Annotated in this window: 19 protein-coding genes; 16 read left to right on the top strand and 3 right to left on the bottom strand. The window is 38.4% G+C overall.

Going from position 1 to position 25,609, the window contains the following annotated elements; translation table 11 throughout:
* Window positions 1-308 precede the first annotated feature (308 nt).
* The gene (gene basA, locus KNQ97_RS03735; RefSeq protein WP_253611858.1) at window positions 309-2,156 is read left to right on the top strand and encodes an acinetobactin non-ribosomal peptide synthetase subunit BasA; all 1,848 of its coding nucleotides are present in this window, start codon (window positions 309-311) and stop codon (window positions 2,154-2,156) included.
* Between the two features lie 70 nt (window positions 2,157-2,226).
* Here basA and basB read toward each other — a convergent pair whose 3' ends face one another.
* Window positions 2,227-4,257: an acinetobactin non-ribosomal peptide synthetase subunit BasB gene (gene basB, locus KNQ97_RS03730; RefSeq protein ID WP_253611953.1), complete on the bottom strand. Its 2,031-nt coding sequence runs from the start codon at window positions 4,255-4,257 to the stop codon at window positions 2,227-2,229.
* A gap of 500 nt (window positions 4,258-4,757) precedes the next feature.
* On the opposite strand from basB, the gene KNQ97_RS19210 reads away from it, so the two are divergent.
* The 6 genes from KNQ97_RS19210 (at window position 4,758) to bauA (ending at window position 10,889) form a co-directional block, all read left to right on the top strand.
* Window positions 4,758-4,889, top strand: a complete 132-nt coding sequence (locus tag KNQ97_RS19210) for a hypothetical protein (RefSeq protein ID WP_272361141.1) — start codon at window positions 4,758-4,760, stop codon at window positions 4,887-4,889.
* Window positions 4,889-5,830 (top strand): ferric acinetobactin ABC transporter permease subunit BauD, encoded by a 942-nt coding sequence (bauD, locus tag KNQ97_RS03725; protein ID WP_001210785.1) that lies wholly within the window; start codon window positions 4,889-4,891, stop codon window positions 5,828-5,830. Before KNQ97_RS19210 ends, bauD begins: the two co-directional genes overlap by 1 nt.
* Window positions 5,830-6,777 (top strand): ferric acinetobactin ABC transporter permease subunit BauC, encoded by a 948-nt coding sequence (gene bauC / locus KNQ97_RS03720; protein WP_253611857.1) that lies wholly within the window; start codon window positions 5,830-5,832, stop codon window positions 6,775-6,777. The genes bauD and bauC overlap by 1 nt, the downstream gene beginning before the upstream one ends.
* Window positions 6,774-7,544: a ferric acinetobactin ABC transporter ATP-binding protein BauE gene (gene bauE, locus KNQ97_RS03715; protein WP_253611856.1), complete on the top strand. Its 771-nt coding sequence runs from the start codon at window positions 6,774-6,776 to the stop codon at window positions 7,542-7,544. The genes bauC and bauE overlap by 4 nt, the downstream gene beginning before the upstream one ends.
* Window positions 7,545-7,550: 6 nt before the next feature.
* Window positions 7,551-8,519 (top strand): siderophore-binding periplasmic lipoprotein BauB, encoded by a 969-nt coding sequence (gene bauB / locus KNQ97_RS03710; RefSeq protein WP_253611855.1) that lies wholly within the window; start codon window positions 7,551-7,553, stop codon window positions 8,517-8,519.
* An 84-nt stretch (window positions 8,520-8,603) separates the two neighbouring features.
* On the top strand, window positions 8,604-10,889 hold the full coding sequence (bauA, locus tag KNQ97_RS03705; protein WP_253611854.1) for a TonB-dependent siderophore receptor BauA: 2,286 nt from the start codon (window positions 8,604-8,606) through the stop codon (window positions 10,887-10,889).
* 63 nt (window positions 10,890-10,952) lie between these two features.
* Here bauA and basC read toward each other — a convergent pair whose 3' ends face one another.
* Together basC and basD are read right to left on the bottom strand one after the other, a co-directional pair.
* Window positions 10,953-12,263, bottom strand: coding sequence for a putative histamine N-monooxygenase (gene basC / locus KNQ97_RS03700; RefSeq protein ID WP_253611853.1), 1,311 nt, complete (start codon window positions 12,261-12,263; stop codon window positions 10,953-10,955).
* Between the two features lie 47 nt (window positions 12,264-12,310).
* Window positions 12,311-15,253, bottom strand: a complete 2,943-nt coding sequence (gene basD, locus KNQ97_RS03695; RefSeq protein WP_253611852.1) for an acinetobactin non-ribosomal peptide synthetase subunit BasD — start codon at window positions 15,251-15,253, stop codon at window positions 12,311-12,313.
* A gap of 161 nt (window positions 15,254-15,414) precedes the next feature.
* On the opposite strand from basD, the gene basE reads away from it, so the two are divergent.
* The 9 genes from basE to basJ all read left to right on the top strand — a co-directional run bounded on the left by basE (window position 15,415) and on the right by basJ (window position 25,517).
* On the top strand, window positions 15,415-17,043 hold the full coding sequence (gene basE / locus KNQ97_RS03690) for a (2,3-dihydroxybenzoyl)adenylate synthase BasE (RefSeq protein ID WP_253611851.1): 1,629 nt from the start codon (window positions 15,415-15,417) through the stop codon (window positions 17,041-17,043).
* Between the two features lie 21 nt (window positions 17,044-17,064).
* Window positions 17,065-17,934: an acinetobactin biosynthesis bifunctional isochorismatase/aryl carrier protein BasF gene (basF, locus tag KNQ97_RS03685; protein ID WP_253611850.1), complete on the top strand. Its 870-nt coding sequence runs from the start codon at window positions 17,065-17,067 to the stop codon at window positions 17,932-17,934.
* 117 nt (window positions 17,935-18,051) lie between these two features.
* Window positions 18,052-19,203 (top strand): acinetobactin biosynthesis histidine decarboxylase BasG, encoded by a 1,152-nt coding sequence (basG, locus tag KNQ97_RS03680; protein ID WP_023896388.1) that lies wholly within the window; start codon window positions 18,052-18,054, stop codon window positions 19,201-19,203.
* A 97-nt stretch (window positions 19,204-19,300) separates the two neighbouring features.
* A complete protein-coding gene (locus KNQ97_RS03675) occupies window positions 19,301-19,456 on the top strand; it encodes a hypothetical protein (RefSeq protein WP_001176141.1) in 156 nt (51 codons plus the stop codon).
* Complete coding sequence (gene barA / locus KNQ97_RS03670; RefSeq protein ID WP_253611849.1) at window positions 19,449-21,059, top strand: acinetobactin export ABC transporter permease/ATP-binding subunit BarA; 1,611 nt, start codon at window positions 19,449-19,451, stop codon at window positions 21,057-21,059. The genes KNQ97_RS03675 and barA overlap by 8 nt, the downstream gene beginning before the upstream one ends.
* On the top strand, window positions 21,056-22,651 hold the full coding sequence (gene barB / locus KNQ97_RS03665; RefSeq protein WP_253611848.1) for an acinetobactin export ABC transporter permease/ATP-binding subunit BarB: 1,596 nt from the start codon (window positions 21,056-21,058) through the stop codon (window positions 22,649-22,651). Before barA ends, barB begins: the two co-directional genes overlap by 4 nt.
* 71 nt (window positions 22,652-22,722) lie before the next feature.
* The gene (gene basH, locus KNQ97_RS03660; protein ID WP_253611847.1) at window positions 22,723-23,457 is read left to right on the top strand and encodes an acinetobactin biosynthesis thioesterase BasH; all 735 of its coding nucleotides are present in this window, start codon (window positions 22,723-22,725) and stop codon (window positions 23,455-23,457) included.
* 10 nt (window positions 23,458-23,467) lie between these two features.
* Window positions 23,468-24,223: an acinetobactin biosynthesis phosphopantetheinyl transferase BasI gene (gene basI / locus KNQ97_RS03655; RefSeq protein WP_001093097.1), complete on the top strand. Its 756-nt coding sequence runs from the start codon at window positions 23,468-23,470 to the stop codon at window positions 24,221-24,223.
* Window positions 24,224-24,347: 124 nt separating this feature from the next.
* A complete protein-coding gene (gene basJ, locus KNQ97_RS03650) occupies window positions 24,348-25,517 on the top strand; it encodes an acinetobactin biosynthesis isochorismate synthase BasJ (RefSeq protein WP_253611846.1) in 1,170 nt (389 codons plus the stop codon).
* The last annotated feature ends 92 nt before the right edge of the window (window positions 25,518-25,609 follow it).

Raw genomic sequence — 25,609 nt, 5'->3', positions numbered from 1 at the left:
GCTCTTAATGTAAATAATAATCATTATTAATTGTGTGTTTTAGACCATAGAAATAGTTCTCTAAGCAATTAAATCGAATAGCAAAAATTATTTTATTATTTTGATATTTATCATTTTTTATTAATGGCTTTTAAAAGAAAGAAATTGATATTTCTCTTAATAGTAATTGTAAATGATTATCATTTATATTATTGTGCTAGGGTATCTATTATTCAAACAAACAGCGATAAAGACGACATTTTTATAACATTGTTTTGAATATTAGGTCGGGTGGTATTGCATAAAGAATAGGGTGAGGACCAAGATAAATGCTAAAAGATTTGAGTCAAAATTTAGGGCAAACGAATGATAAAAATAACAATGTAGAAAATTTCTTAAAGCAAATTTATGAAAATATTTTTGAGCAAAATTCCAATCGAACAGCACTCATTTTTGAAGACCGTAGCATTAGTTATGCTGAGGTAGGGACTCAGGTCGCCAAAGTCATGTATGCGCTAAAAATGCAAGACTTGGCAACAGGGTCGGTGGTGGCAATTTGCCTGAGAAAAAGTCCTGAGCATATTTATACAGCTTTGGCATGTGCGCTTACCGGCATCATTTGGCTACCTGTAGATATGGATTCTCCGCCATCAAGACTGAACTATTTATTGACGAATAGTCGGGCAGATGTTGTGGTGAGTGACTCATTTATTGCAGGTGTGCAAACACTAAATATTAATGAGATTTTATCGGCTACAACTAAGTACAAACCGAGCTTTAATGCCGAAATTAACCGACGTCCGGCATATTATTTATATACTTCGGGAAGTACAGGGACTCCGAAATGTGTGGTCCTAAATAATCAGGCCACAGAAAACACGCTACAACAGACGATCTCGGAATGGAAAATTACTGCTGACGATGTGATTATGGCGGTAACACCGTTTCATCATGATATGTCGGTATTTGATGTATTTGCTTCAATGGCAGTGGGCGCAACTTTGGTGGTTCCATCTTTTGAGCAAAGTAAAAATGCTGTTGTCTGGGCCAATTTAGTAGATCGTTGCAAGGTTACGATTTGGAGCAGTGTCCCTGCCATTGTCGATATGCTGTTCAGTGTAGCTCAAAAAGAACAATTACAGTCTTTGCGTTTAATTGCCCAAGGCGGCGACTATATCAAGCCTTCACTTATAGCGAAGTTAAGACAACAATTACCTAACGCTCGTTTATTTTCATTAGGTGGACCTACCGAGACCACAATTTGGAGTATATGGCATGAAATAAATGAGCAAGATCAGGAAATTATTCCGTATGGAAAAGCTTTAGAAAATAACCGTTATTTTATTTTGGATGAAAATCTGAAGCCTTGCCAAATGGGCGAGGTCGGTACGATGTACATGACTGGCCTAAATTTATCTAATGGTTATTTACTTGATGGGGAAATTTACTATAAAGATTTCGTTGAAATTCAAGTGAGCGAAAATGAAACTCAAACTGCTTTTCGCATGAGTGACCAAGGGTATTTTAGGGAAGATGGAAATATTATTTTTGCGGGACGTGAGGAAGGTTATTTAAAGATAAAAGGTGTGAGAATCTCTGCGGCCGAGGTTGAAAATGCTTTGATGAAGAACCCGTATATCCATAACTGTGTGGTAGTAAGTTGTGTACATCCAACAACTGAAACTCAAGAGTTAGTCGCCGTTTATACCCTAGAAAATAAATATAAAACTACTCGCCTAAATAGCCCTGAATTAAAGAACTTCTTAAAAATACATTTGCCGAGTTCACATATTCCTTCGAAATATTTGGCCGTCGAAACCATACCTCTCACTCGAAATGGAAAAATTGATCGTAAAGCTGTGCAAGAAATGGCTCAGGGGAAAATTTATGTAACTTCTACGTTGTCTGCAAACTCTTCTAAAGCATCGCCAGCAGTCGCTGAGGTGGGGGATTCGGTTTTATCGGTTTTCCGTGAATGCATAGCTGACAGCCAAGCTGAAAAAATGGATATTTTTTATAGAAGTGAAATATTAGATATAGGAATTCGTCCGAAACAACTCATGAGTATTGCTCAGAAACTTTCTCAAAAGCTTAATACACAAATTGATTTTTATACGCTAGTTAGCTGCAAAACAATTCAGGATGTGGTGAATAAAGTAGAGCAGCAAATAAAATAGAAAAATTGAAATGTGCTTAAAAGCGAAGTTGAGATGTTTGCTTTTAAGCACATAGTTGGTTTTAGGGCAACTAGATTTGAGCTAAGGTTGCGTTAATTTTTTCACAGATACTTTGCACTGTTGCAGTCGGGAAGCGGTGGGCCTGATACGTAATAATCATGCTTAACTGATGCTGTCCATCAATCACATTTTCCATAATTTCAAAATGTAATCCGAACATCGATTCATCACGTTCCGGCAAGATCTGACGATAAGGAAGGTCTTGTCCCTGAGGGGTTTTGAGCGCGCCGTTTAAAGCATTATTTGAATGGATATGAATAAACACATCAAATAACAGTCCTTCATCTGCGCTCATTCCTAATGCATTTTGTATATGGTTGATTGGAATATCTGCATAGGCCATCGAGGTATTAATCATTGTGCTGATATTGTGGAGCAACGATTGGAATGAATCTGAAGGGCTAAACTGTGTGCGATGCGCCACCATAGTCGTAAAGTAACCCACCGTATCAAAAAACTCAGGATCAGTTCGTCCAGAGGCAGAAGTACCAATCACAATATCTTTTAAATTACCTTGTTGCTGTAATGCATGGGCGATAGCAGTATAGAGAACCGTGAAAATAGAAGAGCTGTGTTGTCTCGAAAATGCGAGAAGCTTTTCATGCATTTCTGGTGCAAATTTAAGTTCGAGCCATTGGACTGGAGGTTTTTCCTTTTCAGCATTTAATTCATGTTCCGAAACAGGAAGGCTTAGACCTTTGGTTGCCCCTGTTAGCAGGTTAGTCCAATAATTTAGATGGTCTTGATTGATACCTTGTTTTTGCTGGAGTAAAGAAAAATCAAGAATGGATTGGGCTGGTGCCTTCCAGTTTGGAGCTTGAGCATTTGAGCGAGCAAGATAAGCATGCGCAAGGTCAGCCATAATGGTATTTAAAGACCATTCATCAATTACCATGTGATGAACTAAGAACGATAGAGTTTGGCGACCTTTGGTATTTCGAATTAAACGAATTCTTAAGGGAAGTTCACGGGTTAAATCAAATTTATATGAAGCTTCACTTGCAAGTGTTGCATCGTGACTTTCGGCACTGTTCCAAAACCATTTGAATTGTTTAAGTTCAGAGGTAGGAATAACCTGTTGATAGGTTTGACCATTGGCGCTATTAAAAATTGTTCGTAAACCTGCATGGCGCTCAACAATATCTGTAAAGGCTTGCAAGAAAACATCTTCATTAATTTCTTCAAGGAATTCTACGGCAAATGGTAAGTTATAAATTGGGCCAAAATCGAACGCAGAATAAGCTTGCCACAGGAAATCTTGAGCTAAAGTAAGCGGGGCTTGATCGACACTTTGTAAGGTAGTTTTTTCGGTTTTTGCAGATTTAACGAAAGCATATTGGGCTAAGTCAGCCGCAGATGGAGATTTAAAGAAATCATTAAATTGAATCTCAATTCCGTGTTTATTGAGTAGGTTCCCAATAATTCGTGTTGCTAATAATGAATGGCCGCCAAAATCAAAAAAGTCATCATGTTGACTCATTTCTGGTTCAGCGAGCGTATTTCGGAACTCTTCTAAAATAATTTCTGATACATAGTTTTGGTTAGCTTGTTCTGGCGCTTTTGAGGAATTTGCAGCTAGATGATTTGAGATATCAATTTCAGTCAGCACCAATGGCATATTATTTGGTGAGTTTTGTTGATAACGATTTTGTATGGCCTGAATGAAATCTGACTTTTGATAGTTTTCATCAAGAATCGGGTGGAGCGCTAAAATAAGAAAATAGTCTTGCTCTGTTTCTATGAGACTTGTAAAAAAAGGGGGATGAAATTCTGCGTTCCATGCTTGTGCTTTTAAGGTAGCTACCTGCTCAAAAACTTGTTCTGTATTACTCTTTTTTACTTCTAGGCAAGCTGAATGGTCATCAAATGGATATTTGTATAAATCACCTTCGTCACTAAATGTATAGCGGACATTTAAGTCAGGTGTAGTTTTAATAATGTCTTGAATTGCTTTAATGAGCAGTTGAATGTCTAAACCTTGATTAAGTTTCCATAGATTAAAACGTCGGTTAACTTGTTCAGCCTGTTGTAATTGCAACATCCAGATATGTTCTTCGTAATCAGTAACCGAAAGGAGAGAGGGCGATTTGGAAAATTGTTCCAACATAAATGAATCCTGGTTTATCAAATGGCTATTTTCATCAATTTTTATTTCGCAAATTTTTTACATTAGATTAAATTTCATATAATTCATAACGTTATAGATTTGCTTGTTTGTAAAAATTGACCTTTTTCTAATGAGTTGATGTCCACATGAACTGTACTGATGTAACAGTAGGGTTACATTTTACCTTTAAACATACTATAATTGATTCTCATTTACATCAAGATTATTATTTGCAAGTAGATAGTACCAATTGAGAATGACGAATTTTTAAAATAGAAAATAAATAATAAGTGATTGATTAATATTTATTTAATTCGAAATTGGTTGGGCAAAAATAATTTAAAGATGAAAAAAACGCTCCTCAGAATAGGGCTGTGATTTTGCCTATTCAAAAGGAACTGATTCTGTTGTCTCGATAAAATTGAGGAATTTTCATGAGAATATTCAATCATGAAAGGTTAATAAGCCCATCAAATGTTGAACAAATTTTCCCTCGCTTTGGTTTGATGGGATTAAATTTGCAATTTACATCGGCTTTATTACGCTCAAGTGGGGCACGCCACTGATGCGATTTGGCTTATTCTGTATTTTTATCATTTTATGTATTTGCTCGTTATTGCTCGGGGCTGAGCCAATACAGTGGACTACCTTATTTTCTTTTTCTCATGAGAGTTGGCTCACTCTTACAGCCAGCCGTATCCCTCGTTTAATCACTATTGTGCTTACCGGTATCGGGTTGGCGGTATGTGGCGTCATCTTGCAGCATATTGTGCGTAACAAGTTTGTTGAACCGGAAACTTCGGGTGGTTTAGATGCTGCCAAACTAGGAATTTTAGTGTCGTTAACTTTAGTTCCGGTAACCAGCACGCTGAGCAAGATGATATTTGCGATCATTTTTTGTTTTATTGCCAGCTTAATTTATATCGCAATTATCCGCCGGATCCGTTTTAGAAATACGGTTTTAGTACCGGTAATTGGTTTGATGTACGGCAGTGTACTGAGCGCTTTAGCTGAGTTTTATGCCTATCGCTTTAATATTTTACAAAGTATGCAAGGGTGGCTTTTAGGAGATTTTTCAAAAATTGTCCAAGGCCACTATGAAGTTATTTACATTATTTTTCCGATTGTTGTCCTGACTTATCTTTTTGCACACCGCTTTACTGTGATTGGTATGGGGGAAGAGATGGCTTCTAGCTTAGGACTCAGTTATGCGGCTATAGCCGCCATTGGTTTGATACTGGTTGCTATTACAGTTTCGACCACAGTAATTACGGTTGGTGCTATTCCTTTTGTCGGGCTCGTGGTCCCCAATTTAGTCGCACTGAAATACGGAGAAAACTTAGCTAAAACCTTGCCGATTGTGGCTTTAGGTGGGGCGTCTCTATTACTGATTTGCGACATTCTTGGTCGTTCAATTATTTATCCATTTGAAGTGCCAATCGGACTTACCGCAGGTGGTGTGGGGGGAATTATTTTCCTCATCCTCATTTTGAGGGAGTTCAGATAATGCGTATTACAAAGCTATGGATGATTTATCTGATTGTCATCTGCCTAGCAATAAGTTTTTTATTTTTAAACTCAGGACTAGATTTTGATTACGTCATTCCTAACCGACTTCTGCGTCTTGCCACGATTGTTATAGCCGGTATTTGCGTTGCTTTTTCCTCGATTGTTTTTCAGACACTGGTCGGTAATCGTATTTTGACTCCCTCAATTATGGGCTATGAAGCGATTTATCTCTTATGGCAAGTTTTGTTGTTGTTCTTTTGGGGAACGCATGGACTAAGCCAGTTAGGAATAAATGGTAATTTCTTTATCTCTATCGTTTTAATGCTGCTTTATTCGTGGGTAATCCATAAGTGGTTATTGCCATATGGCAGAAATGATGTCTTTCTCCTGTTGCTTTTAGGGTTAGTCCTTACGATGGTCGTTGGGACGGTTACTCAATTTATTCAACTCAAAATTAATCCTGGTGAATTTTCTGTTTTCCAGGGCCTTAGCTATGCTTCTTTTAATCGCTCTCAACCAGAAACTTTATTGTATGCCAGCTTAGCCGTAGTCATTGTTCTATTCCTTGGTAGGAAAGCACTTCCTGTTTTGGATGTTCTGATTTTAGGGCGTGAGCAAGCCATTTCATTAGGCATTCATCATCACCGCTATGTCAGTTTCTATTTAGCCCTGATTGCTATTTTGGTAGCGGTATCTACCAGCCTGATTGGCCCGACAGTATTTATGGGCGTATTCATTGCCAACATTACTTATGCGCTAGCAAGAAGTTATAAGCATAAATTAACGCTGCCTATGGGCTGTGCCATCACGATTGCCATATTTATTGCTGCTCAAATTTTAGTTGAGCACGTTTTTAATTACAAAACGACCGTCAGCATTTTGGTCAATCTGGTATGTGGCATTTATTTCCTTGCGCTGACGGTTCGTACCCGAGGTGTTGCATGATTCATGTCAAGAATATCAATAAGTCATATGGAAATAAGCCAATACTGACTGACGTAAATGTTGAATTTCCTACAGGTCAGGTGACGTCACTCATTGGTCCAAATGGAGCCGGAAAATCGACTTTGCTCATGATGATGGCACGTTTAATTGAGCCGGATAAAGGAGAGATTTTTCTTAATCATCAAAATATTGCGGATATTAAAACCGCTGTTTATGCCAAGCATGTCGCGACTTTACGTCAAGCACCCGGCTTTAATTTGCGCTTAACCGTAGAAGAGCTGGTTTCATTTGGACGCTTTCCCTATAGCCATGGTGTTTTAACCGAGAAAGATCGTCAGGTGGTTGATGAAGCTATTGAGTTTCTTTCTTTAGAACCACTGCGCAAATCTTACATAGATGAAATTAGTGGTGGTCAAAGGCAAATGGCCTTTTTGGCGATGACGATCGCCCAGCAAACAGACGTACTTTTATTAGATGAACCCTTAAATAACCTTGATATGAAACATGCCGTTCAAATTATGCGTGCACTCAGACGCTTATGTGATGAACAAGGGCGCACTGTGATTTTAGTCATTCATGACATCAATTTTGCCACGAATTACTCGGACCATATTGTCGCGCTCAAGAACGGCAAGCTTCATTTCAGTGGGTTAACGGAACAAGTGATTACAGAGGCGCAATTAAATGATCTGTACGAGCTTGATTTTGAAATTACATACAGTGAGCGTGGCTGTATGTGTAATTACTTCAACTCATCTGGAGCTTGAATACATATGAACTGGAAGAAAAAGTATGGGGGAGTAGCCCTAATCATAGCGGCAGCTATCACTCTACAAGCATGTGATCAAAAAGTTGCAGATAACACTCAAGCTTCTCAGAAGCTAGCAGAACCGATTACGGTGAAACATGCACTTGGAACTACGGTGATAGATCATTTACCGCAACGCGTTGCCGTACTTGATATGAATGAAGCTGACTTTCTAGATCAACTCAATGTCCCGATTATAGGAATGCCAAAAGATTATGTTCCACACTTTTTGGAAAAATATAAAAAAGATGCACAAATTCAGGATTTGGGTGCAATTGTACAGCCCAATATGGAAAGGATATATGCATTAAAGCCAGACTTGATTTTGATGACGCCATTACACGTTAATCAGTATCAGGAACTGTCCAAAATTGCCCCGACCATTCATTACGATATTAACTTCAACAACAGCGAGAGTAATCATATTGGTCTGGTTAAAGACCATATGATGACCTTAGGAAAAATATTTAATAAAGAAGATTTAGCCCGCCAGAAAGTTTCTGAACTTGATGAACAAGTGAAGCAAGTACAAGCCGTAACGGCCAATCGCCCAGAAAGAGCGTTAGTCGTTCTTCATAACAATGGGGCATTTAGTAATTTTGGTATTCAGTCACGCTATGGCTTTATTTTTAATGCCTTTGGGGTAAAGCCTGCAAGTGGTGTGGTGGATACAAGTCTACATGGGCAACCTATTTCGAGTGAATTCATCAAAAAAGCGGATCCCGATATTCTTTATATCGTGGACCGAACTGCTGTGATGGAACATCGCTCAAACATTAATGCTGCCAGTGTTGAAAATCCATTATTACGTCAAACCAAAGCATGGAAAAACGGTCGTGTCATTTTTGTCGATGCTGATGCGTGGTACACCACGGCTGCAAGCCCAACCTCACTCAAAATAGTGATGGAAGATGTGAAAAAAGGCTATCAATAAATTTTTGGGCACATCACTTAGTTAAATTTTACAGCATAAATTTTCACTATTTTGCTATGAATTTTAAGCAGATAGTTAATAAAAATGAATCACAACATTAAAGGTCTTTCAATGAACAACGTTAGCGATAACCGTAATTTTAAAACTGGGAATGATCAAAGAATTAATCACCGTTCTTTTGTATTAAATGGTGTTGCATCTGCACAAATGGCCCTTCGATTAGGCTATGCATTAGGCACCTTATTTGTTCTATGTGCATCAAACACCTATGCTGCTGTTATTGATAATTCAACAAAAACTCTAGAACAACAACAGGCTGTTCAAACAAATGTAGCAGCTTTACCCGCAATTACCGTAAAAGCTGAACAAGATGATACTTATGCGGGAGGGCAGGTTTCGTCGAAAAGCTCAGTTGGCTTTTTAGGTAATAAAACCGTTATGGAAACCCCGTTTAATACCATTGCGTATACAGATACATATATCGCCGATAAACAGGCAAAAGATATAACAAGTGTGATTGCGAAAACAGATCCATCCGTGTTCACCAATGCGGCAAGTGGTGGCTGGAGTGAAAACTATTATATTCGTGGCTTTGAGTCGAGCCCGAGTGATATGTCTATGAATGGATTGTTTGGTATAACCCCTTATTATCGAACTTCACCTGAAATGTTTGAAAAAATAAATGTACTTAAAGGTCCTTCTGCATTACTCAATGGAATGCCACCAACAGGTTCCATTGGTGGGACAGTTGATCTCACTACCAAACGTGCAACGGATGAACCATTAACACGTTTGACTACGACATATATGTCTGACTCTCAGTTTGGTGGGCATTTAGATGTTGGACGACGATTTGGTGCGGACAAGGAATTCGGTGTGCGAGCAAATGCGGTATATCGGGATGGCTCTGGACCAGTAGAAAAACAGGATTTGAAAACTGAGTTATTTTCATTAGGAATGGATTGGCATGGTGATCGTGCACGTGTTTCGACAGATCTTTACACATCCAAAGATCGAGTGGATGGCGTAACACGAGGCATCAACCTCGGAAAAGATATCGCGATTCCGAAACCGCCGAAAGCAGATACCTTACTCAATCCAGATTGGTCTTTTGTGGACATTCAAGATAAGGGCGCCATGATACGCGGTGAATATGATCTGACCAATAACGTGATGGGGTACGCAACCTATGGACAAAGTAAAACAGAATATAAATATAATGGTGCGATGTCAGCAACTGTTTTAGATAACACTGGAACCTTCCAAACAAGTATTGGTCAACTGGCATTTAATGTTGATAAAAAGTCGGCAGATGTAGGGCTGAAAGGAAAATTTAATACAGGAGCAGTAGGACATCAATGGGTAGTCAATGCGACATATTACAAACATAATCAAGATGATTATGGGGTAAGAAATGTGGCAGGAGCTGAATGGACGACTAATCTTTATGATCCAATTTGGGGGAAAGCTGTCCCTTTTAATGCACCCCTAATATCTAATTCTGAATTGCAATTAAATAGTTACGGTTTGGCGGATACCCTATCTTTTATTGAAGATCGCTTACAGTTAACTTTAGGTGTACGTTATCAAGAGGTAGAAAGTAGTAATTTATTTGTGCCGACATCGACTTTGACTAAATATAAAAAGAATGCAACGACACCAGGCGCCGCAATTCTATTTAAAGCGACAGATAAAGTTTCGATTTATGCAAACTATATCGAGGGCTTAACCAAAGGTGATGCAGCCCCCCTTACTGCGGCAAACTATCCAACAATATTTGCACCTTACAAAACAAAGCAAACAGAATTTGGGGTGAAGTTTGATCAAGGTACATTTGCGCATACCTTGTCATTGTTTGAAATCAAAAAACCAAGTGCTTACACTGATTTAGTAACTAATATATATACGTCTGGGGGAGAGCAACGTAATCGAGGGATTGAATGGAGTTTCTTTGGATCACCAATTGAAAATGTACGTTTGATGGGCGGTGCATCTTATATTGAATCTGAAGTGACTAAAACAGCCATCCAAAGCAATGAAGGAAATATGGCCGTAGGTGTCCCTAAAACACAAGGGAAATTAGGTGTTGAATGGGATAATGAAGTTGCACAAGGCGTTTTAACTTTATCTAGCAATGCAACCGCAGTTTCGAAACAGTATATCGATCAAGAAAATACATTGCATATTCCTGGACGTACGCTGATAGATGTCGGTGCACGATATAAAACTTCAATCTCAAATCATCCTATTACTTTTAGAGCAGACATCAATAACTTGATGAATAAAGCCTATTGGGGAATGCCTAAACTATCGAATTTGGCTTTAGGCGCACCAAGAACGTATATGCTATCTGTATCATATGACTTTTAATTTGTTGTAATCTTCAACCGAATAAAAAACCCGCAATCGCGGGTTTTTTATGATATTCGTATTTTATTCTGGCAAACCATAGTGCTGGAAAGAAGACTGTTTAGGAATTCGATAAGCATTACGTCCTAGTAATTGATTAATAATGACTGAGTTTCGAGTTGCTCCGATCCCTAAGTCAGGAGAACCAACGCCTTGCTGAAAAATCTCGGCATTTTGAATGAAAATTCGACCTTGTCCCTGATCACAACGTAAAGCCGTAAAGTCTTCTTGAACAATACAATCATTTTTATCATCAACAGCTAAAATAGAGCCCTTCATATTTTGGAACCATTCAGGCCAATCATGAACATAGCCTGTAGCTGCGACAAGGGCATCAGTTTCTAATTCGCAACGTTGATCGAGTTGGGTGTGCAAACAGGTTAAACGCAGAGAACCCGATTCAAGTTGTTCAACCGATTCAACTTCACAGCTTGTGTATAGGCTTAAACCGGTTTTTTCACCAGCCACTGAACGCTCATAAAGCACATCATATATATCGCCAATGGTTGAGAAGCTAATCCCTTTATAGATCAGGCCCTGACTAGCAGCAATATCGCGGCGTTTATCTCTAGGCAGGCTTTGGAAATATTGCATATATGCAGGGGTAAAACATTCTTGCCCAAGTTTAGAATATTCCATTGGGTGAAAGCCGGCAGAACGTGTGATCCAACGAATAGATGCACCTGCTTTTACTTGTTCTGGTGTAAGTGAATTAAATAAAGCAAGTACACATTCTGCTGCACTCTGGCCTGAGCCAATAACCGTGACTTGTTTACATTGTTTAAGTTGTTCCTGAATTTTTGCAAACTCTGCAGAATGTTTTACTAAAGGGTGTTTGCATGTTTCAAGCCACGTAGGAATTCGAGGTTTAGTCCCAATACCAATCGCCAGATTTTGGCTTATATATTTTTGTTTTTCGCCTGAGGCTGATTCACTTTCTATAATAAATTTATCCAGCTTGGCGTTATATTCCACATGGCTTACGTTTTCTCCAAATCGACAATCCGGTAATTGTTTTGAAGCCCAACGGCAATAATGGTCATATTCACGGCGTGGAATTAAAAAACTGTCGTAATAATAAAACTGATGCAAGCGATCATGTTGATGTAAATAATTAATATAGCCTAAGGGATGGCAAGGATTGGCCATAGTAACCAAGTCGGCAAAGAAAGGAACTTGTAATGTCGTACCTTGCAATAGCAACCCTTCATGCCATCGAAATTCTGGTTTGCGTTCTAAAAATACGCTTTTGATTTCGGGATGATGAGACAAAAGAGCAGCTAAACCTAAGTTGAATGGCCCAATACCAATTCCGGTAATATCTATTTTTTTCATGTTTATACTTTATCTGTTTCCAAAATGATGAAAGTTCAAAATACGAATTAATGTGGTGTTAGTAGTTTCTCTACATCAGCAATATTGCGACATTGAATAAGTTGAACAGGTGAGAGCTGAATCGCGTATGCTTCATTAATACGTTTTGAAACAACCTTTAAATGATGTGGACGTAGCCCGAGATGAGTAAAATGAGTTGAGTTGTCCACTTCCATATTTGGCGTGTGGCCTATCACTTCTAAGTAAATGTCAAGTAGTTGATTTTGCTGTTTAGCATTATCTTCAAGTGGTATAGATGAATGATCGGACTCATTATTCTTGAAATATAGTCGTTTATTTTGAAGCTCACAGAAAAAATTGCTGAGATCAAAACTGAATATTTCTGAGTCAATAATTTGCTTGATTGCCAATTGTAGTGCATCCAAGAAATCGTCAATCATGTTGGGTGGGAATGCTTCTTGGGCATAATCAATATCGAAAATTAAAGCGCCGTCATTTCTTGTGCTAAAGCGAATATCAATTGCAACTTGAGGGGTTTGGGTCAGTCCATCTAGTTGCTGAATAGGGTGAGATTCAGATAATACAGGCCATGACAAACCATTTGTAATTACAATCGGCAATACTGGAGCAGTGCCAACTTTTTCAAATAATAGTCGAGCGAGATCAACGCCTGAAAAGGAAAGATGCTGTAAACCCTCTAAAACTTCAGTTTGCAAACGGTTTGCTTGTTCAGCAAATTGATCTGAAGTTTTCCACTCAACAGCAATAAACGTAGAGCTATTGGAAAATGGTCCGGCATAGAGGGGAAGTGTAGGGACAGCAACGCATAGAGATTTGTCCGTGCTCCAATGAGATAGCACTTCCAAAATAATCGCCATGATGATTGAGTTTTTAAACAGTGAATGTTTTGCGCCAATTTTAGACAACTGTTTAAATTGAGCTTTTTCTATAACCAGACTATTACGTTGGTAACGTGAAGTCGGTAAATGCTGTAAGGGTGTTTTCCACGGAAGCGTAGGAATAGCCGATAATTTAGAAAATTTTCTTTCCCAGTAAGCCATATCTGTGTGATGAACAGATAAGCTATTTTCAACTTCATTTTTTTCTATTTGTGTTTGGATATCATGTTGTTGTCCATCAAACAGCTCTAACATAAGTGAAGCTATAGATCGGCCATCTAAAATCAATGCATCAAAGCGGACAAAAATCGTTAATAAATTATTTTTTAATAAAAATACGGTGATATTCCAAGGCGACTGATTTAAATCAAATAGCTCATGCGTATAACTCTTTTTATAGGACTGGATGTGGTGAGAAGCACGTTCAGGTTCCCATGTAGTTAGGTCTATTTCTTTTAAATTGACACTCACTTGATCGCTTACATATTGTACTAACCTATTTTTATCAATATAGGTTCGTAAGCTGTCATGCCGCCATACCATTTCTGCCAATCGTTGTCTTAATAAAACAATATCCATTTTGCCGTGATACTGCCTAAACTCTTGCATGGCAACACCACCTAAAGGAAGGGCTTGAGTTCGACCTAATAGGTAGGCTTGTTGTAATGCATTTAATGGTTTTTGAGACGTACGATCTGACGAGGCATTTTGTGCTGAGTTTATAATTTGTGTATTAAGTTGCTCAGGATGTGCGGCAAGATTTTTAAGTAAATGAATGAAAGATTCAAATAAATTCGTGATCCATTCTTTGGGTAGAGCATCTAAACGGATGTCCCAATTAACTAAAATACCGTCATCTACTTGAGCAACTTGTGCATCAAGTGCAACTTGCGGCCCTTGTGAAATGACCCAATTCATTGACCCAAAAACACGGCGAACACGTTCGGAAAGCAAATTATCGTTTTCTAAGTCGAGTGCCGCTGTAAATACCACGGGAGCAATCTGTGCACTACCATGATAACGGGATAGGTCACGTAGAACATTAACACCCGAATAATGTGAATGCTCTAATAACTCAAGCATTTGATTTGCTATTTGTTTGCAGAATGCGGATAAGGTAGTTGCCTCTTTCATATCGACATCAAGGATGGCTAAATTAGCAAAATCACCAATAGTGCCTTCGACATTTTTTAAAACCGGTTCGCGCCAAAAAGTAGGAATATTTAATCGGAAGCTGTGATCTTTGGTTGCATGACCAAGCGTATAGGCAAATAAACCTAATATCAGGTTAGTTACAGTAATATGTTGTTTTCTAGCAAGTTGTTGTAATGATTTTCGTTCTTTTGGCGATAACCACGTACTTAAACGATCACTTTTTGCTGTTTTGAATTCTTGATGAATGAAAGGTAGAGACGGAGCAGGGCTAATATGAGGCAGACGTTGTTTCCACCATAAGCGGTCTCGTTGGTTTAATTTTTTTAGGTCTGGGTCCGTCCGTATTTTTTGATACCAGTCAAAAAAATTAGGCGGACGGGAGAATAATATTTCTGGGTCTTCATAAAACAAAGAAAGATCTTCCATTAAATTCAAGAAGCTGGACGGATCTATAGCAATCATGTCCGCATCTACATGAAAACGAAAAATATTATTTTTAAGAACACTTATAGAAAATCTTGCAGTCTGGCCCTGACTTAAATCAAGTTTTTGATGGGTCCATTGCTCCCGTTTTTGCATGAGCATTTGCTCAATTTGATGATCGTTAAGTTTTGAAAAATCATCGACTTCTAATATCTGTTGAGTCTTCTCAGACATGATGTTTGCGATGCCATCGGCACTCAAACTTAATCTCAAAATAGGGTGTTCTTTATAAAGTCGTTGAAGTGCTAAATGTAATTTTTGTAGATCAATAAATTGACCGTCAAATTCTGCATAGAGGTGGGCAGCAACCCCACCTAACGTTGCGTTGCCAGAGCGACCAAACCAGCAGGCCGCTTGCATCGAAGTTAATTCACACATTGAACGATAACTCGGTTGACAAATTAATCTTGTTTCAGCATCATACAAACAAATGAAAATGATTACCAGTTGCATTTGTTAATCATTTCCAATTTTGCTGTGAATATATAGCTTGTCCGTCTTAAGAGTTTTCTTTAGTCGGTATTCAAATTAAATATTTATGCCGATATGTAAGAAAATTTATCAAGAATCAATAGCTTGATAACCATTAAATTAAATTGAATATTTAGAATGTCATGAAAAAACAGTTGATTGAGTTTGTTCGCTGGTCTCCCGAGAGAGCGCAACACTATCGAAATAAAGGTTATTGGATTGACCAACCTTTGACGCGCATTTTAACGGTAGGGGTTCAATCGCATCCGCATTCACCGGCAATTATTTGTGGTGAGCGTCAGTTGAGTTATATCGAGCTGGACCGGCTATCAACAAATTTAGCTACTCGACTAGCTGAAAAAGGCTTGGGCAAGGGTGATACTGCTTTAGTACAACTTCCCAATGTTGCGGAGTTTTATATTGTCTTTTTTGCCTTGCTTAAAGCAGGCGTGGTTGTGCTCAATGCGCTATATAGCCATCGCCAATATGAACTAAATGCCTTCATTAAACAGATTCAACCTAAGCTTTTAATTGGTTCGCGTCAGCATGAAGTCTTTAGCAATAATCAATTTATTGACTCACTTCATGAAGTAAATTTAAGTCCTGAAATTATTTTGATGCTCAATCATCAAGCTACCGATTTCGGACTATTAGACTGGATTGAAACACCAGCAGAGACCTTAGTCGATTTTTCATCTACACCTGCTGATGAAGTTGCTTTCTTTCAGTTGTCAGGTGGAAGTACGGGAACACCAAAACTTATTCCACGCACGCATAATGACTATGACTATAGTGTGCGAGCCAGTGCCGAGATTTGCGGTTTAAACTCGAATACTCGGTTATTGTGTGCTCTGCCAGCTCCGCATAACTTTATGTTGAGTTCACCCGGTGCATTAGGCGTTTTACATGCAGGTGGATGTGTTGTGATGGCACCAAATCCTGAACCGCTCAATTGTTTTTCTATTATTCAAAGACATCAAGTCAATATGGCATCTTTAGTGCCGAGTGCTGTCATTATGTGGCTAGAAAAAGCAGCGCAATATAAAGATCAAATCCAGTCTTTAAAGTTGCTTCAAGTAGGTGGAGCAAGTTTCCCTGAATCTTTAGCTCGTCAAGTTCCTGAAATCCTCAATTGTAAATTACAACAAGTATTTGGAATGGCCGAAGGCTTGGTCAATTACACCAGACTAAATGACTCCGATGAGCAAATATTTACGACACAAGGGCGTCCTATCAGTTCTGATGATGAAATCAAAATTTTAGATGAGCAGTATAAAGAAGTTCCGGAAGGTGAAATAGGAATGCTTGCGACTCGGGGGCCTTATACCTTCTGTGGTTATTACCAAAGCCCTGAACATAATTCACAGGTCTTTGATGAGGACAACTATTACTATTCGGGCGATCTCGTGCAGCGTACCCCTGATGGTAATTTATGTGTAGTAGGAAGAATTAAAGACCAGATTAACCGTGGTGGTGAAAAGATTGCTTCGGAAGAAATAGAAAAACTTATTCTTCTACATCCGGAAGTTATGCACGCAGCTTTAGTCGCAATTGTTGATGAACAATTCGGTGAAAAGAGTTGTGCCTTTATTGTTTCTCGTAATCCTGAACTTAAAGCTGTTGTGCTCAGACGCCATCTCATGGAGTTGGGTATTGCACAATATAAGCTTCCAGACCAGATCAAATTAATCGAATGTTTGCCACTGACCGCAGTCGGTAAGGTGGACAAAAAACAACTTCGCAGCATTTTAAATACATCTACAACATCTTAATTAATAAATATTGAGCAGCATATGGCTATTGCAAAAATTTCCACTTATCTCATGCCCAAAAGAGAGAGTTATCCAAATAATAAAACAGAATGGCAATTAGATCCTTCTCGAGCAGTTTTATTAATTCATGATATGCAGCGTTACTTTTTAAATTTTTACGATGCTGAAAGTGAATTAATTAAGACGGTTGTTAATCATTTAGTTCAACTAAGAACTTGGGCACATCAGAACAATGTTCCTGTTGTCTATACAGCACAGCCTTATGAACAGCCAGCGGCAGATCGTGCATTACTGAATGCCATGTGGGGGCCGGGTTTGCCAGCCTCAACAATCGATCAGCAAAAAATTATTGATCAACTTTCTCCTGCTGAACATGACATTGTCTTAACGAAATGGCGTTATAGCGCGTTTAAACGTTCGGATTTGCTTGAAAGAATGCAAAACTGGAATCGTGATCAGCTCATTATTGGCGGTGTCTATGCTCATATCGGTTGTATGGTTACGGCAATTGAAGCTTTTATGAGTGACATACAACCCTTTCTGGTTGGGGATGCAGTTGCTGATTTTTCAGAAGAAGAACACCGCTTAGCTTTGAAATATGTATCTTCACGTTGCGGTCAAGTTGTGGATACCGAATCTGTAGTGGGGCAGGTGGCAACAGGCGTTACACGACCTTGGTTAGAGCAAAAGGTCCAGCAGCTTATTGAAGAAGATGAATTAGATCCAGAAGAGAATCTGATTCTTTATGGATTGGACTCATTACGAATTATGCAGTTTTCTTCGGAACTCAAAGCGCAGGGAATCAATATTAGTTTTGAAGAATTAGGACGCACACCCACTTTATCAAATTGGTGGTCATTGGTTGATGCACGGCAAAGGATTGCAGGGTAGAGGGTTGCCATCATAAGGCATACGACAAATCCTGGTCGCTAAATTTATACATAAAATTTATATCTTTGATAGCGACTCCTTAGACGACTTGTAATCGTCATATTAACGGAGCAAAAAATGATTTTATCGCCTGCTGATCAAGAGAGAATAGAGACGTTCTGGAATTATTGTTTAAAACATCAATACTTCAATATTGGATATCCTGAATCTGCAGATTTTGATTATTCTGCTTTATTCCGTTTTTTCAAATTCTCTATTAATAATTGTGGTGATTGGAAAGACTATAGTAATTACGCATTGAATTCTTTTGATTTTGAAAAAGATGTGATGGCGTATTTTGCTGAAATTTTTCAAATTCCCTTTGAAGAAAGCTGGGGATACGTAACCAATGGTGGCACAGAAGGTAATATGTTTGGCTGTTATCTGGCGCGTGAGCTATTTCCTGATTCCACATTATATTACTCAAAAGATACGCACTATTCGGTGGGAAAAATCGCCAAATTATTGCAGATGAAATCTTGTGTGATCGAATCATTGGATAATGGTGAAATCGACTACGATGATTTAATCCATAAAATAAAAACCAATAAAGAAAGTCACCCCATTATTTTTGCAAATATTGGTACGACCATGACCGGCGCAATTGATGATATTGAAATGATTCAAGAGCGCTTAGCGCAAATCGGAATCATGCGCCGAGATTATTATATTCATGCCGACGCTGCCTTAAGTGGCATGATTTTACCTTTTGTTGATCATCCTCAAGCGTTTTCCTTTGCTCATGGTATCGACTCAATCTGTGTGTCTGGTCATAAAATGATTGGCTCACCGATTCCGTGTGGCATTGTTGTGGCCAAACGCCAAAATGTAGAGCGTATATCAGTAGATGTTGACTATATCTCTACACGTGATCAAACCATTAGCGGTTCTCGTAATGGTCATACCGTCTTGCTGATGTGGGCGGCAATACGTAGCCAAACTAATTTACAAAGACGACAGAGAATTCAGCATTGCCTAAAAATGGCCCAGTACGCGGTTGATCGCTTTCAGGCAGTGGGCATTCCTGCTTGGCGAAATCCGAATTCAATTACTGTGGTATTTCCGTGTCCTTCTGAGCACATCTGGAAAAAGCATTATCTGGCAACCTCTGGAAATATGGCTCATTTAATTACTACGGCACATCACCGAGATACACGTCAGATTGATAGCTTAATTGACGACGTTATTTTTGATTTACAAGGTGCCTCTAAACGTACAGTTGGCTTTTAGTCATATCAACCAAGATGATTTAGACAAATCCATATTAATTTTTACAGTCTAGAAAATGATCTAAAAATATTTTGATAGGGTGGTTAGGAAGTTTTTGATGCAATTAAAGTTTTTAAAAAAATACTTTTTATATGATTTTCTTATTCCTGCTTTTTTAAAGCCGAAAATGGCAATTCTTGCTGGTCAATTGAAGCGAGATTTTATTTTAAGTACCGCTTTTTTTATGAATATAAAGAGAGATAAGCATGTCTGATTTAAAGTTATCTCATCTGATGACAGACTCTTCCTTGGCACCTGCACTCAAGCCAGCATTTCCTAAATTATTTGCAGGAACGCTTGCTGCCGTATTTTCTGGTTTAGCCATTTTAACTGCCTTGTGGGGCATGATTCAGTTGATTGGTTATTTATCTTCTTATTGGGTGATCTTTTCAGCGGTTTTTTGGATAGTCGGGGCGGCATTGGCAGCACTAGCTTCATGGTTAGTGCATGATGCAGAGGCCGGATTTTCGGCACGATTACGTCGTCAAATTGCTCATCATTTAATTCGGTTACCGACCACAACCCTATCAAAACAGGGTGACCAAAGCTTAAAACGACTGGTTTCAGACGATATCGCAACCTTACACCATATGGTGGCACATTTACCGTCGGAAATTGCGATTTTTGCTGTAATCCCTTTAGTTTCTATTGTTTTATTAGTTGTGTTGGTTGGCCCGATGGCTCTTTGGGTATTATTACCGGGTGCAATTGCTTCACTCTATTATTTAATTATTGTTCCCCATGTATCAAAACGGGATGGCGCTGCACGTATGCAGGTCATGTTAGATATTATTGGTTCTGCTGATGATTATGCGCGCGGCATTCGTGATAATCGAATATATGGGCAACAATCTGGTGCTTTAACAGCCTATACTCAATCAGCACAAAATTTCACTCAAAATATGGTGTCTTGGGTGAGTAAAGTCGCAACACTCGCTGCTGTTGCCACTGCCTTACTACAAGCTGTTGCAACCTTTGCCATAGCCTATTTTGTAGCTTATCAATACGACAGCATGACCTTGGCTGCAACACTTTTCTTTAGTTTGGCCATCGTGACACCTTCACTACGTTTAGGGCATGGTCTTGATTATGTCGCTGCTGGGCGAGCTGCAGCTAGTCGTTTATCGGCATTCTTAAAAGAGCCAGTACTCTCATCGGGCAATCTACAACAGATTGAGGGAGATGTAACACTTGAAATAGTGAATGCAAGCTTTGCAATTGAAAATCAAAAAGTATTGGATCGATTAAGTTATTCATTTCCAAAAAATTCAATGACTGCAATTACAGGACCAAGTGGAGTTGGCAAAACAACCTTACTGCGAGCACTTGCTGGATTAGCCGTATTGCAAGAAGGTGTCGTTCAATTAGCAAAAACGGATATTTTGCAATTACATGAAAAACTAAGGCATGAAAAGGTTTTGTTTATCCCACAAGGTGGAGATGTATTACCGACCACAGTAAGAGAAAACTTGTCCTTATCTGCCATTAATGCAAATGATGCACAACTTGAGCAGGCATTACTCAAGGCCCAACTAAAAGTAGATTTAAATGCAGATGCAACTTTACTTTCAGGCGGTGAAAAACAGCGCCTAGGAATAGCGCGTGCGTTTTTATCCTCAGCTCCTATTATTTTATTAGATGAGCCAACGAGCGCACTCGACCAGACCAATGCGACAAAAATAATATTGGAATTAAACCACTTAGCTAAAAACCAGAATAGAACTATCGTCATGGTCACTCATGATCTTGCCTTAGCTGCTCATGCCGACAGCAGGTTAGTGCTTAACGGCCCAACTGATTCAGGGAAATCTTTATGAATACTGCTGCTAAATTAAATAAAGATCAGATTTTTTCGATGCTTCCTCGTGCAGCCAAACAAAAATTAATTATTGTTGGTATCGGATGGATCATTGTTGCAGCAATTGAAGCAATCGCATATACCGTATTGGCATTTGCAATTGTCAATCAATGGTCACCAAGCTGGGTTCTCATCAGTGCAATTGCAGCAATATTAGTGACAGTTATAGTCACTCGTGCTGGCTTCCTTACTGGTGTGCGTTTAGCAGGAGACCTATTTGCTGAGTTAGGCAAATCTTTAGCTCGTGCTAAGCTCTCTTGGTTTACCAATGAACAGCGTGCTCAGATTAAGACAATTGCTGGACAGGGAATTCCTGGATTTATGAGTATCCCTGCTCATCAATTGCAAACCTTTTTACATGCGCCTTTTATGCCTTTATTTCTCACAATAGGAATAGGCCTGCTTGCCGGAGCAGGCGTAGCATTTGTCGCTTTAGGCTTACTTTTACTCTCTTTATTTGCTCAATTCCTAGCACAACGTGCACTCATGCATATTGATAAAAAACGTAATACTGCCGATTTAGCTGCTTCACAAGCAACGTTGGAATTGGTTGATCATGTTGAGTTATTACGCACAGCCGCGGGACCAGAACGTGCGGTTCAAAGGCTGGAACATCGTTGGGAAGAGCAAGAAGAGACATTAGTACGGATCAACCGTGCTGCTGCATTTGCAAGTTTTATTGCAACCTTGGCAAGTGTTTTACCCATTGCAGGGATGGCAACATATCTGGTGATCGCTGGAGTCAATCATGCTGCTTTGGTGTTGGCATTACTCGTCTTAATTGGACGTGCAGCAGCGCCGTTAGGTGAACTTGCTACCGCAGGGTTGCATATCAATGATTTATTTGCTGCACTGCGCAACTTTAATCAGATCACCCATCCACCTGAGTTGCCTGAGCCATTACACCCTCAAATTCCTACTGGCCATCATATTTCGGTACAAGGCATTAGCTATGCGCCAGCACTTGAAAATATATCTCTCGATATCGCATTGGGGAGTAGAGTATGGGTTACCGGACCAAGTGGTAGTGGTAAGAGTACTTTACTTGAATTGCTTACACGGTTTGATGATCCACAAAGAGGAAAAATTACCCTTGGTGGCATAGCTCTTGATCAAATGAAATATGAAGATTTGGTCTCGAATATCGCTTATGTCACACAAGAACCTATTTTGTTCACAGGAACACTGGCTGAAAATATCCGTTTAGGTAAACCTGATGCAACTGATGATGAAATAGAAAAGGCTGCAAGAGATGCCGCATTAGGGGCAATGATTGACCGTAGTTCAGAAAGAATTAATCAATCGGTGGGTAAACAAGGCACCGCATTGTCTGGTGGTGAACGTCAGCGGGTCGCAATTGCCCGAGCATTACTCAAAAATGCGCCGATTTTAATACTTGATGAAGCAACCTCTGCCTTGGATGAAGAGACTGAGCAGGAAATTGTTACAACGATACGTGCTCTTTCTTCTACGGTTATTTTTGTGACGCATCGTGATTCAGCCATTTGGCAACCGACTCAAACTATCAATTTAGCTTCAATTTCTGTTTAAAAAATAGAGCAGAAACCTGATTTAAGCATTTTTTATGAAAGAAAAATGCTTAATATTTGGAGAATTCTTAAGTGAATAAACATCAATATAATATGTTCTGTTTACCGCCTGCGGGGAGTAGCGTGAGTATTTATCATCCATGGAAAAAGCAGATCTCTGACAATATTCGTATTATTCCTATTGAATATTCGGGTCATGGTATAAAAATAAATGAACCATTGATTGATGATCCTGATCTATTGGCTATGCAAATTGCCAATAAAATACAAGCTTACTCAGACACACCATTTATTTTATTTGGACATAGTGTAGGAGGTGGCTTGATTTGGAAAGTACTCAATTATTTGAATGAAAAACCCATAATTGATCAGTTAAGATTAATTGTTATAAGTAGCCGACCTGAGCACCACTATATTCAACATATGCGGTACAAGCATGAGCTAACTGATGAAAAAATTATTGATGAATTAAAGCGATACAATAATTTTCCTGACGAAATTTTAAATAATCAGGAAGCACTCACATTCTTTCTCAAAATCATTCGTAACGACTTCTATCTTAGTGATCAATTACTTAGCGAGAAGATTCATAAGACTGAGGTTCCGATCGTTGCATTTTATGGCAAACAGGACCCTGATATTCCTAACAAAAGAATGATGGATGCATGGCAACAACACACAGAAAATTGGTTAGGAAGCATTGAGTTTGAAGGGGACCATTTCTACTTTCTCAATCCCGAGACTCGAGTAAAGATGCTTGAAAATATTGCTGCCATCGTTGAAACATTGACCGTGAATATTGAATAAAGTCCATGCTATGAATACGAAGAAGCAGCTAAGTAGAGGGGCTAATTCATGTCTGGATGAAATAAATATTCAATATGAAAAGCTAACAGCTTTCGGGATAGATATACATAAGGTCCAGCTCAGCCAAATCAAAGAAATACCTCAGCTTGATCATATCTATCAGGAGCTGAATATATTTCTTCCACCGAATATAAAAAGCTCACGCTTCATTCGTCAATTAGAGTTCTTGACGGGGCGCTTAGCAGCAAAATATGCATTACAAAGCTTTAACTTACAAGATTCTATTGTCTATCAAGGTAGACATGGGGAACCCCTATGGCCCGAAGGGGTGATGGGGGGGATTAGCCATGTTGGATCAAAAAAATCATGTTATGCCATCGCATATGCTAGAAATAACACACCTAAAGAAAAAATATTTGGAATCGATATAGAGTCTCAAAAACATTATATTTTTTTTCAAAAGAAAGATGAATTTTATGATGTTTTTCTCAATAAAAACGAGCAAGCAGAAATTGAAAAGCTACTAAAAGATCAAGCATATTTATATTTGATAATATTCTCCGCTAAAGAAAGTATCATTAAGGCATTTTATTTAAAATATAAGCAAATTATTGATTTTAAGAATATAAAATTTAAAGCGCTAGATGGCGCGTTTCTTTATTTTTACCTTAGACAAGAAAGTTTAATCGAGATAACTCTAGAGGTTAAAGTTTATTTTTTTCATACAAATAACGAGATAATTACAATTTCTTGCATTGAAAACTAAATTTTTTATTGATAATAATAATCATTTGCATTAATGTGTGTTTCAGTATTTTTATATCCTTATATTTAAAAAGAAGTACTACAGAATTTGCTTGAAAAAAATCAATGTGAGAGGTGATATACAGATGATGCAGACTCAAATATCAGTAGAGCAAAATTTAGATCATATCGGTCAAAAGAAATTTTCATGTTTTTCTACGAAGAATTATTATCTCGAGGTCAACGAATTCGTTAAAACATTAAATACACCTGCAGCAAATACCGCACTATTGAATGAAGAGATTGCAAAATGCTTTGAAGAAATTAAAAAGCAAGGTCATCAAAATCCAGTTTTAATTGGTGCTATACCTTTTGATATTACAAAGAAAAGTAGCTTAAATTTTTATGCTGATCATAAAAAAATAACACAAGCATCTTCTACGATTAATTCATTAAAAAATCGTAATAACATTGAAATAATTAATAAATCATTACTCATTCAACGACAAAAATTTGAAGGTACAGTACAGCTAGCTTTAGATGCTTTTGAGAAAAAGAAGGTAGAAAAAGTTGTTCTCTCTCAGGCTGTTGAATATGAGTTTAACCGTCATCAAGAGCCAGAAAATTTATTGGCTGCTTTATTAAAGCAAAATCCAAATGCTTATAATTTTGTGATTCCAGTCGAACATAATAATTATATTCTAGGCGCAAGTCCTGAACTGCTTTTATCAAAACAAGGGCGTATTGTAACCAGTAATCCTTTGGCTGGCTCTCGTCCTAAATCTCAAATTTCTGAAAAAAATTTCGTCAGCCAACAAGAATTAAATCATTCTGAGAAAGACCAACATGAACATCGAATTGTGGTTGAAAATATTATTAGAAATTTAGCCACTCATTGTGTAGAGCTTAAGGTTTCTGAATTTCCAGATATTTTAGAAACTTCAACGATGTTGCATTTATCATCAGAATTCCAAGGTGTGCTTAAACAACAGGCTCCGAATGCTTTAAACCTTGCATTAGAATTACATCCAACACCAGCAGTTTGTGGCTCACCAACTCATGTTGCTAAGCAGTTTATTTTAGATCATGAAGGTTATGACCGACATTATTACACGGGGTTAGTCGGCTGGATGGATGCGGAGGGTAATGGTGAGTGGGTAGTGACAATTCGATGTGGTCTACTCAGTGAAAATAAAATGCGCTTATATGCTGGTGCGGGGATTGTTGAAGGGTCAGATGCTGAAGCTGAATGGCTAGAAACAGAAGCTAAAATGCAAACCATGTTAAATATTCTAAATACAAAAGTTGCTGTGTAATTAGCAAAATCTAGGTTGGTTTTATTTTTATAGTCAAAACAATAACTACATATTCCACGGGGCTATGATAAAAAATTTAATAAAAAAGCCTG

The organism is Acinetobacter sp. UC24323 (assembly GCF_024151445.1).
Classification (GTDB): Bacteria; Pseudomonadota; Gammaproteobacteria; order Pseudomonadales; family Moraxellaceae; genus Acinetobacter; species Acinetobacter baumannii.
This window is presented reverse-complemented; position numbering and strand designations above follow the sequence as displayed.

Bases quoted from the DNA above. Each gene is read 5' to 3' on its own strand.
- basA (WP_253611858.1), top strand. From the start codon at position 309: ATGCTAAAAGATTTGAGTCAAAATTTAGGGCAAACGAATGATAAAAAT.
- bauD (WP_001210785.1), top strand. From the start codon at position 4,889: ATGCGATTTGGCTTATTCTGTATTTTTATCATTTTATGTATTTGCTCG.
- barA (WP_253611849.1), top strand. From the start codon at position 19,449: ATGTCTGATTTAAAGTTATCTCATCTGATGACAGACTCTTCCTTGGCA.
- basF (WP_253611850.1), top strand. From the start codon at position 17,065: ATGGCTATTGCAAAAATTTCCACTTATCTCATGCCCAAAAGAGAGAGT.
- basD (WP_253611852.1), bottom strand. From the start codon at position 15,253: ATGCAACTGGTAATCATTTTCATTTGTTTGTATGATGCTGAAACAAGA.
- basI (WP_001093097.1), top strand. From the start codon at position 23,468: ATGAATACGAAGAAGCAGCTAAGTAGAGGGGCTAATTCATGTCTGGAT.
- bauC (WP_253611857.1), top strand. From the start codon at position 5,830: ATGCGTATTACAAAGCTATGGATGATTTATCTGATTGTCATCTGCCTA.
- basC (WP_253611853.1), bottom strand. From the start codon at position 12,263: ATGAAAAAAATAGATATTACCGGAATTGGTATTGGGCCATTCAACTTA.
- KNQ97_RS03675 (WP_001176141.1), top strand. From the start codon at position 19,301: ATGCAATTAAAGTTTTTAAAAAAATACTTTTTATATGATTTTCTTATT.
- basE (WP_253611851.1), top strand. From the start codon at position 15,415: ATGAAAAAACAGTTGATTGAGTTTGTTCGCTGGTCTCCCGAGAGAGCG.
- KNQ97_RS19210 (WP_272361141.1), top strand. From the start codon at position 4,758: ATGAGAATATTCAATCATGAAAGGTTAATAAGCCCATCAAATGTTGAA.
- barB (WP_253611848.1), top strand. From the start codon at position 21,056: ATGAATACTGCTGCTAAATTAAATAAAGATCAGATTTTTTCGATGCTT.
- bauE (WP_253611856.1), top strand. From the start codon at position 6,774: ATGATTCATGTCAAGAATATCAATAAGTCATATGGAAATAAGCCAATA.
- bauA (WP_253611854.1), top strand. From the start codon at position 8,604: ATGAATCACAACATTAAAGGTCTTTCAATGAACAACGTTAGCGATAAC.
- basJ (WP_253611846.1), top strand. From the start codon at position 24,348: ATGATGCAGACTCAAATATCAGTAGAGCAAAATTTAGATCATATCGGT.
- basB (WP_253611953.1), bottom strand. From the start codon at position 4,257: ATGTTGCAATTACAACAGGCTGAACAAGTTAACCGACGTTTTAATCTA.
- basG (WP_023896388.1), top strand. From the start codon at position 18,052: ATGATTTTATCGCCTGCTGATCAAGAGAGAATAGAGACGTTCTGGAAT.
- bauB (WP_253611855.1), top strand. From the start codon at position 7,551: ATGAACTGGAAGAAAAAGTATGGGGGAGTAGCCCTAATCATAGCGGCA.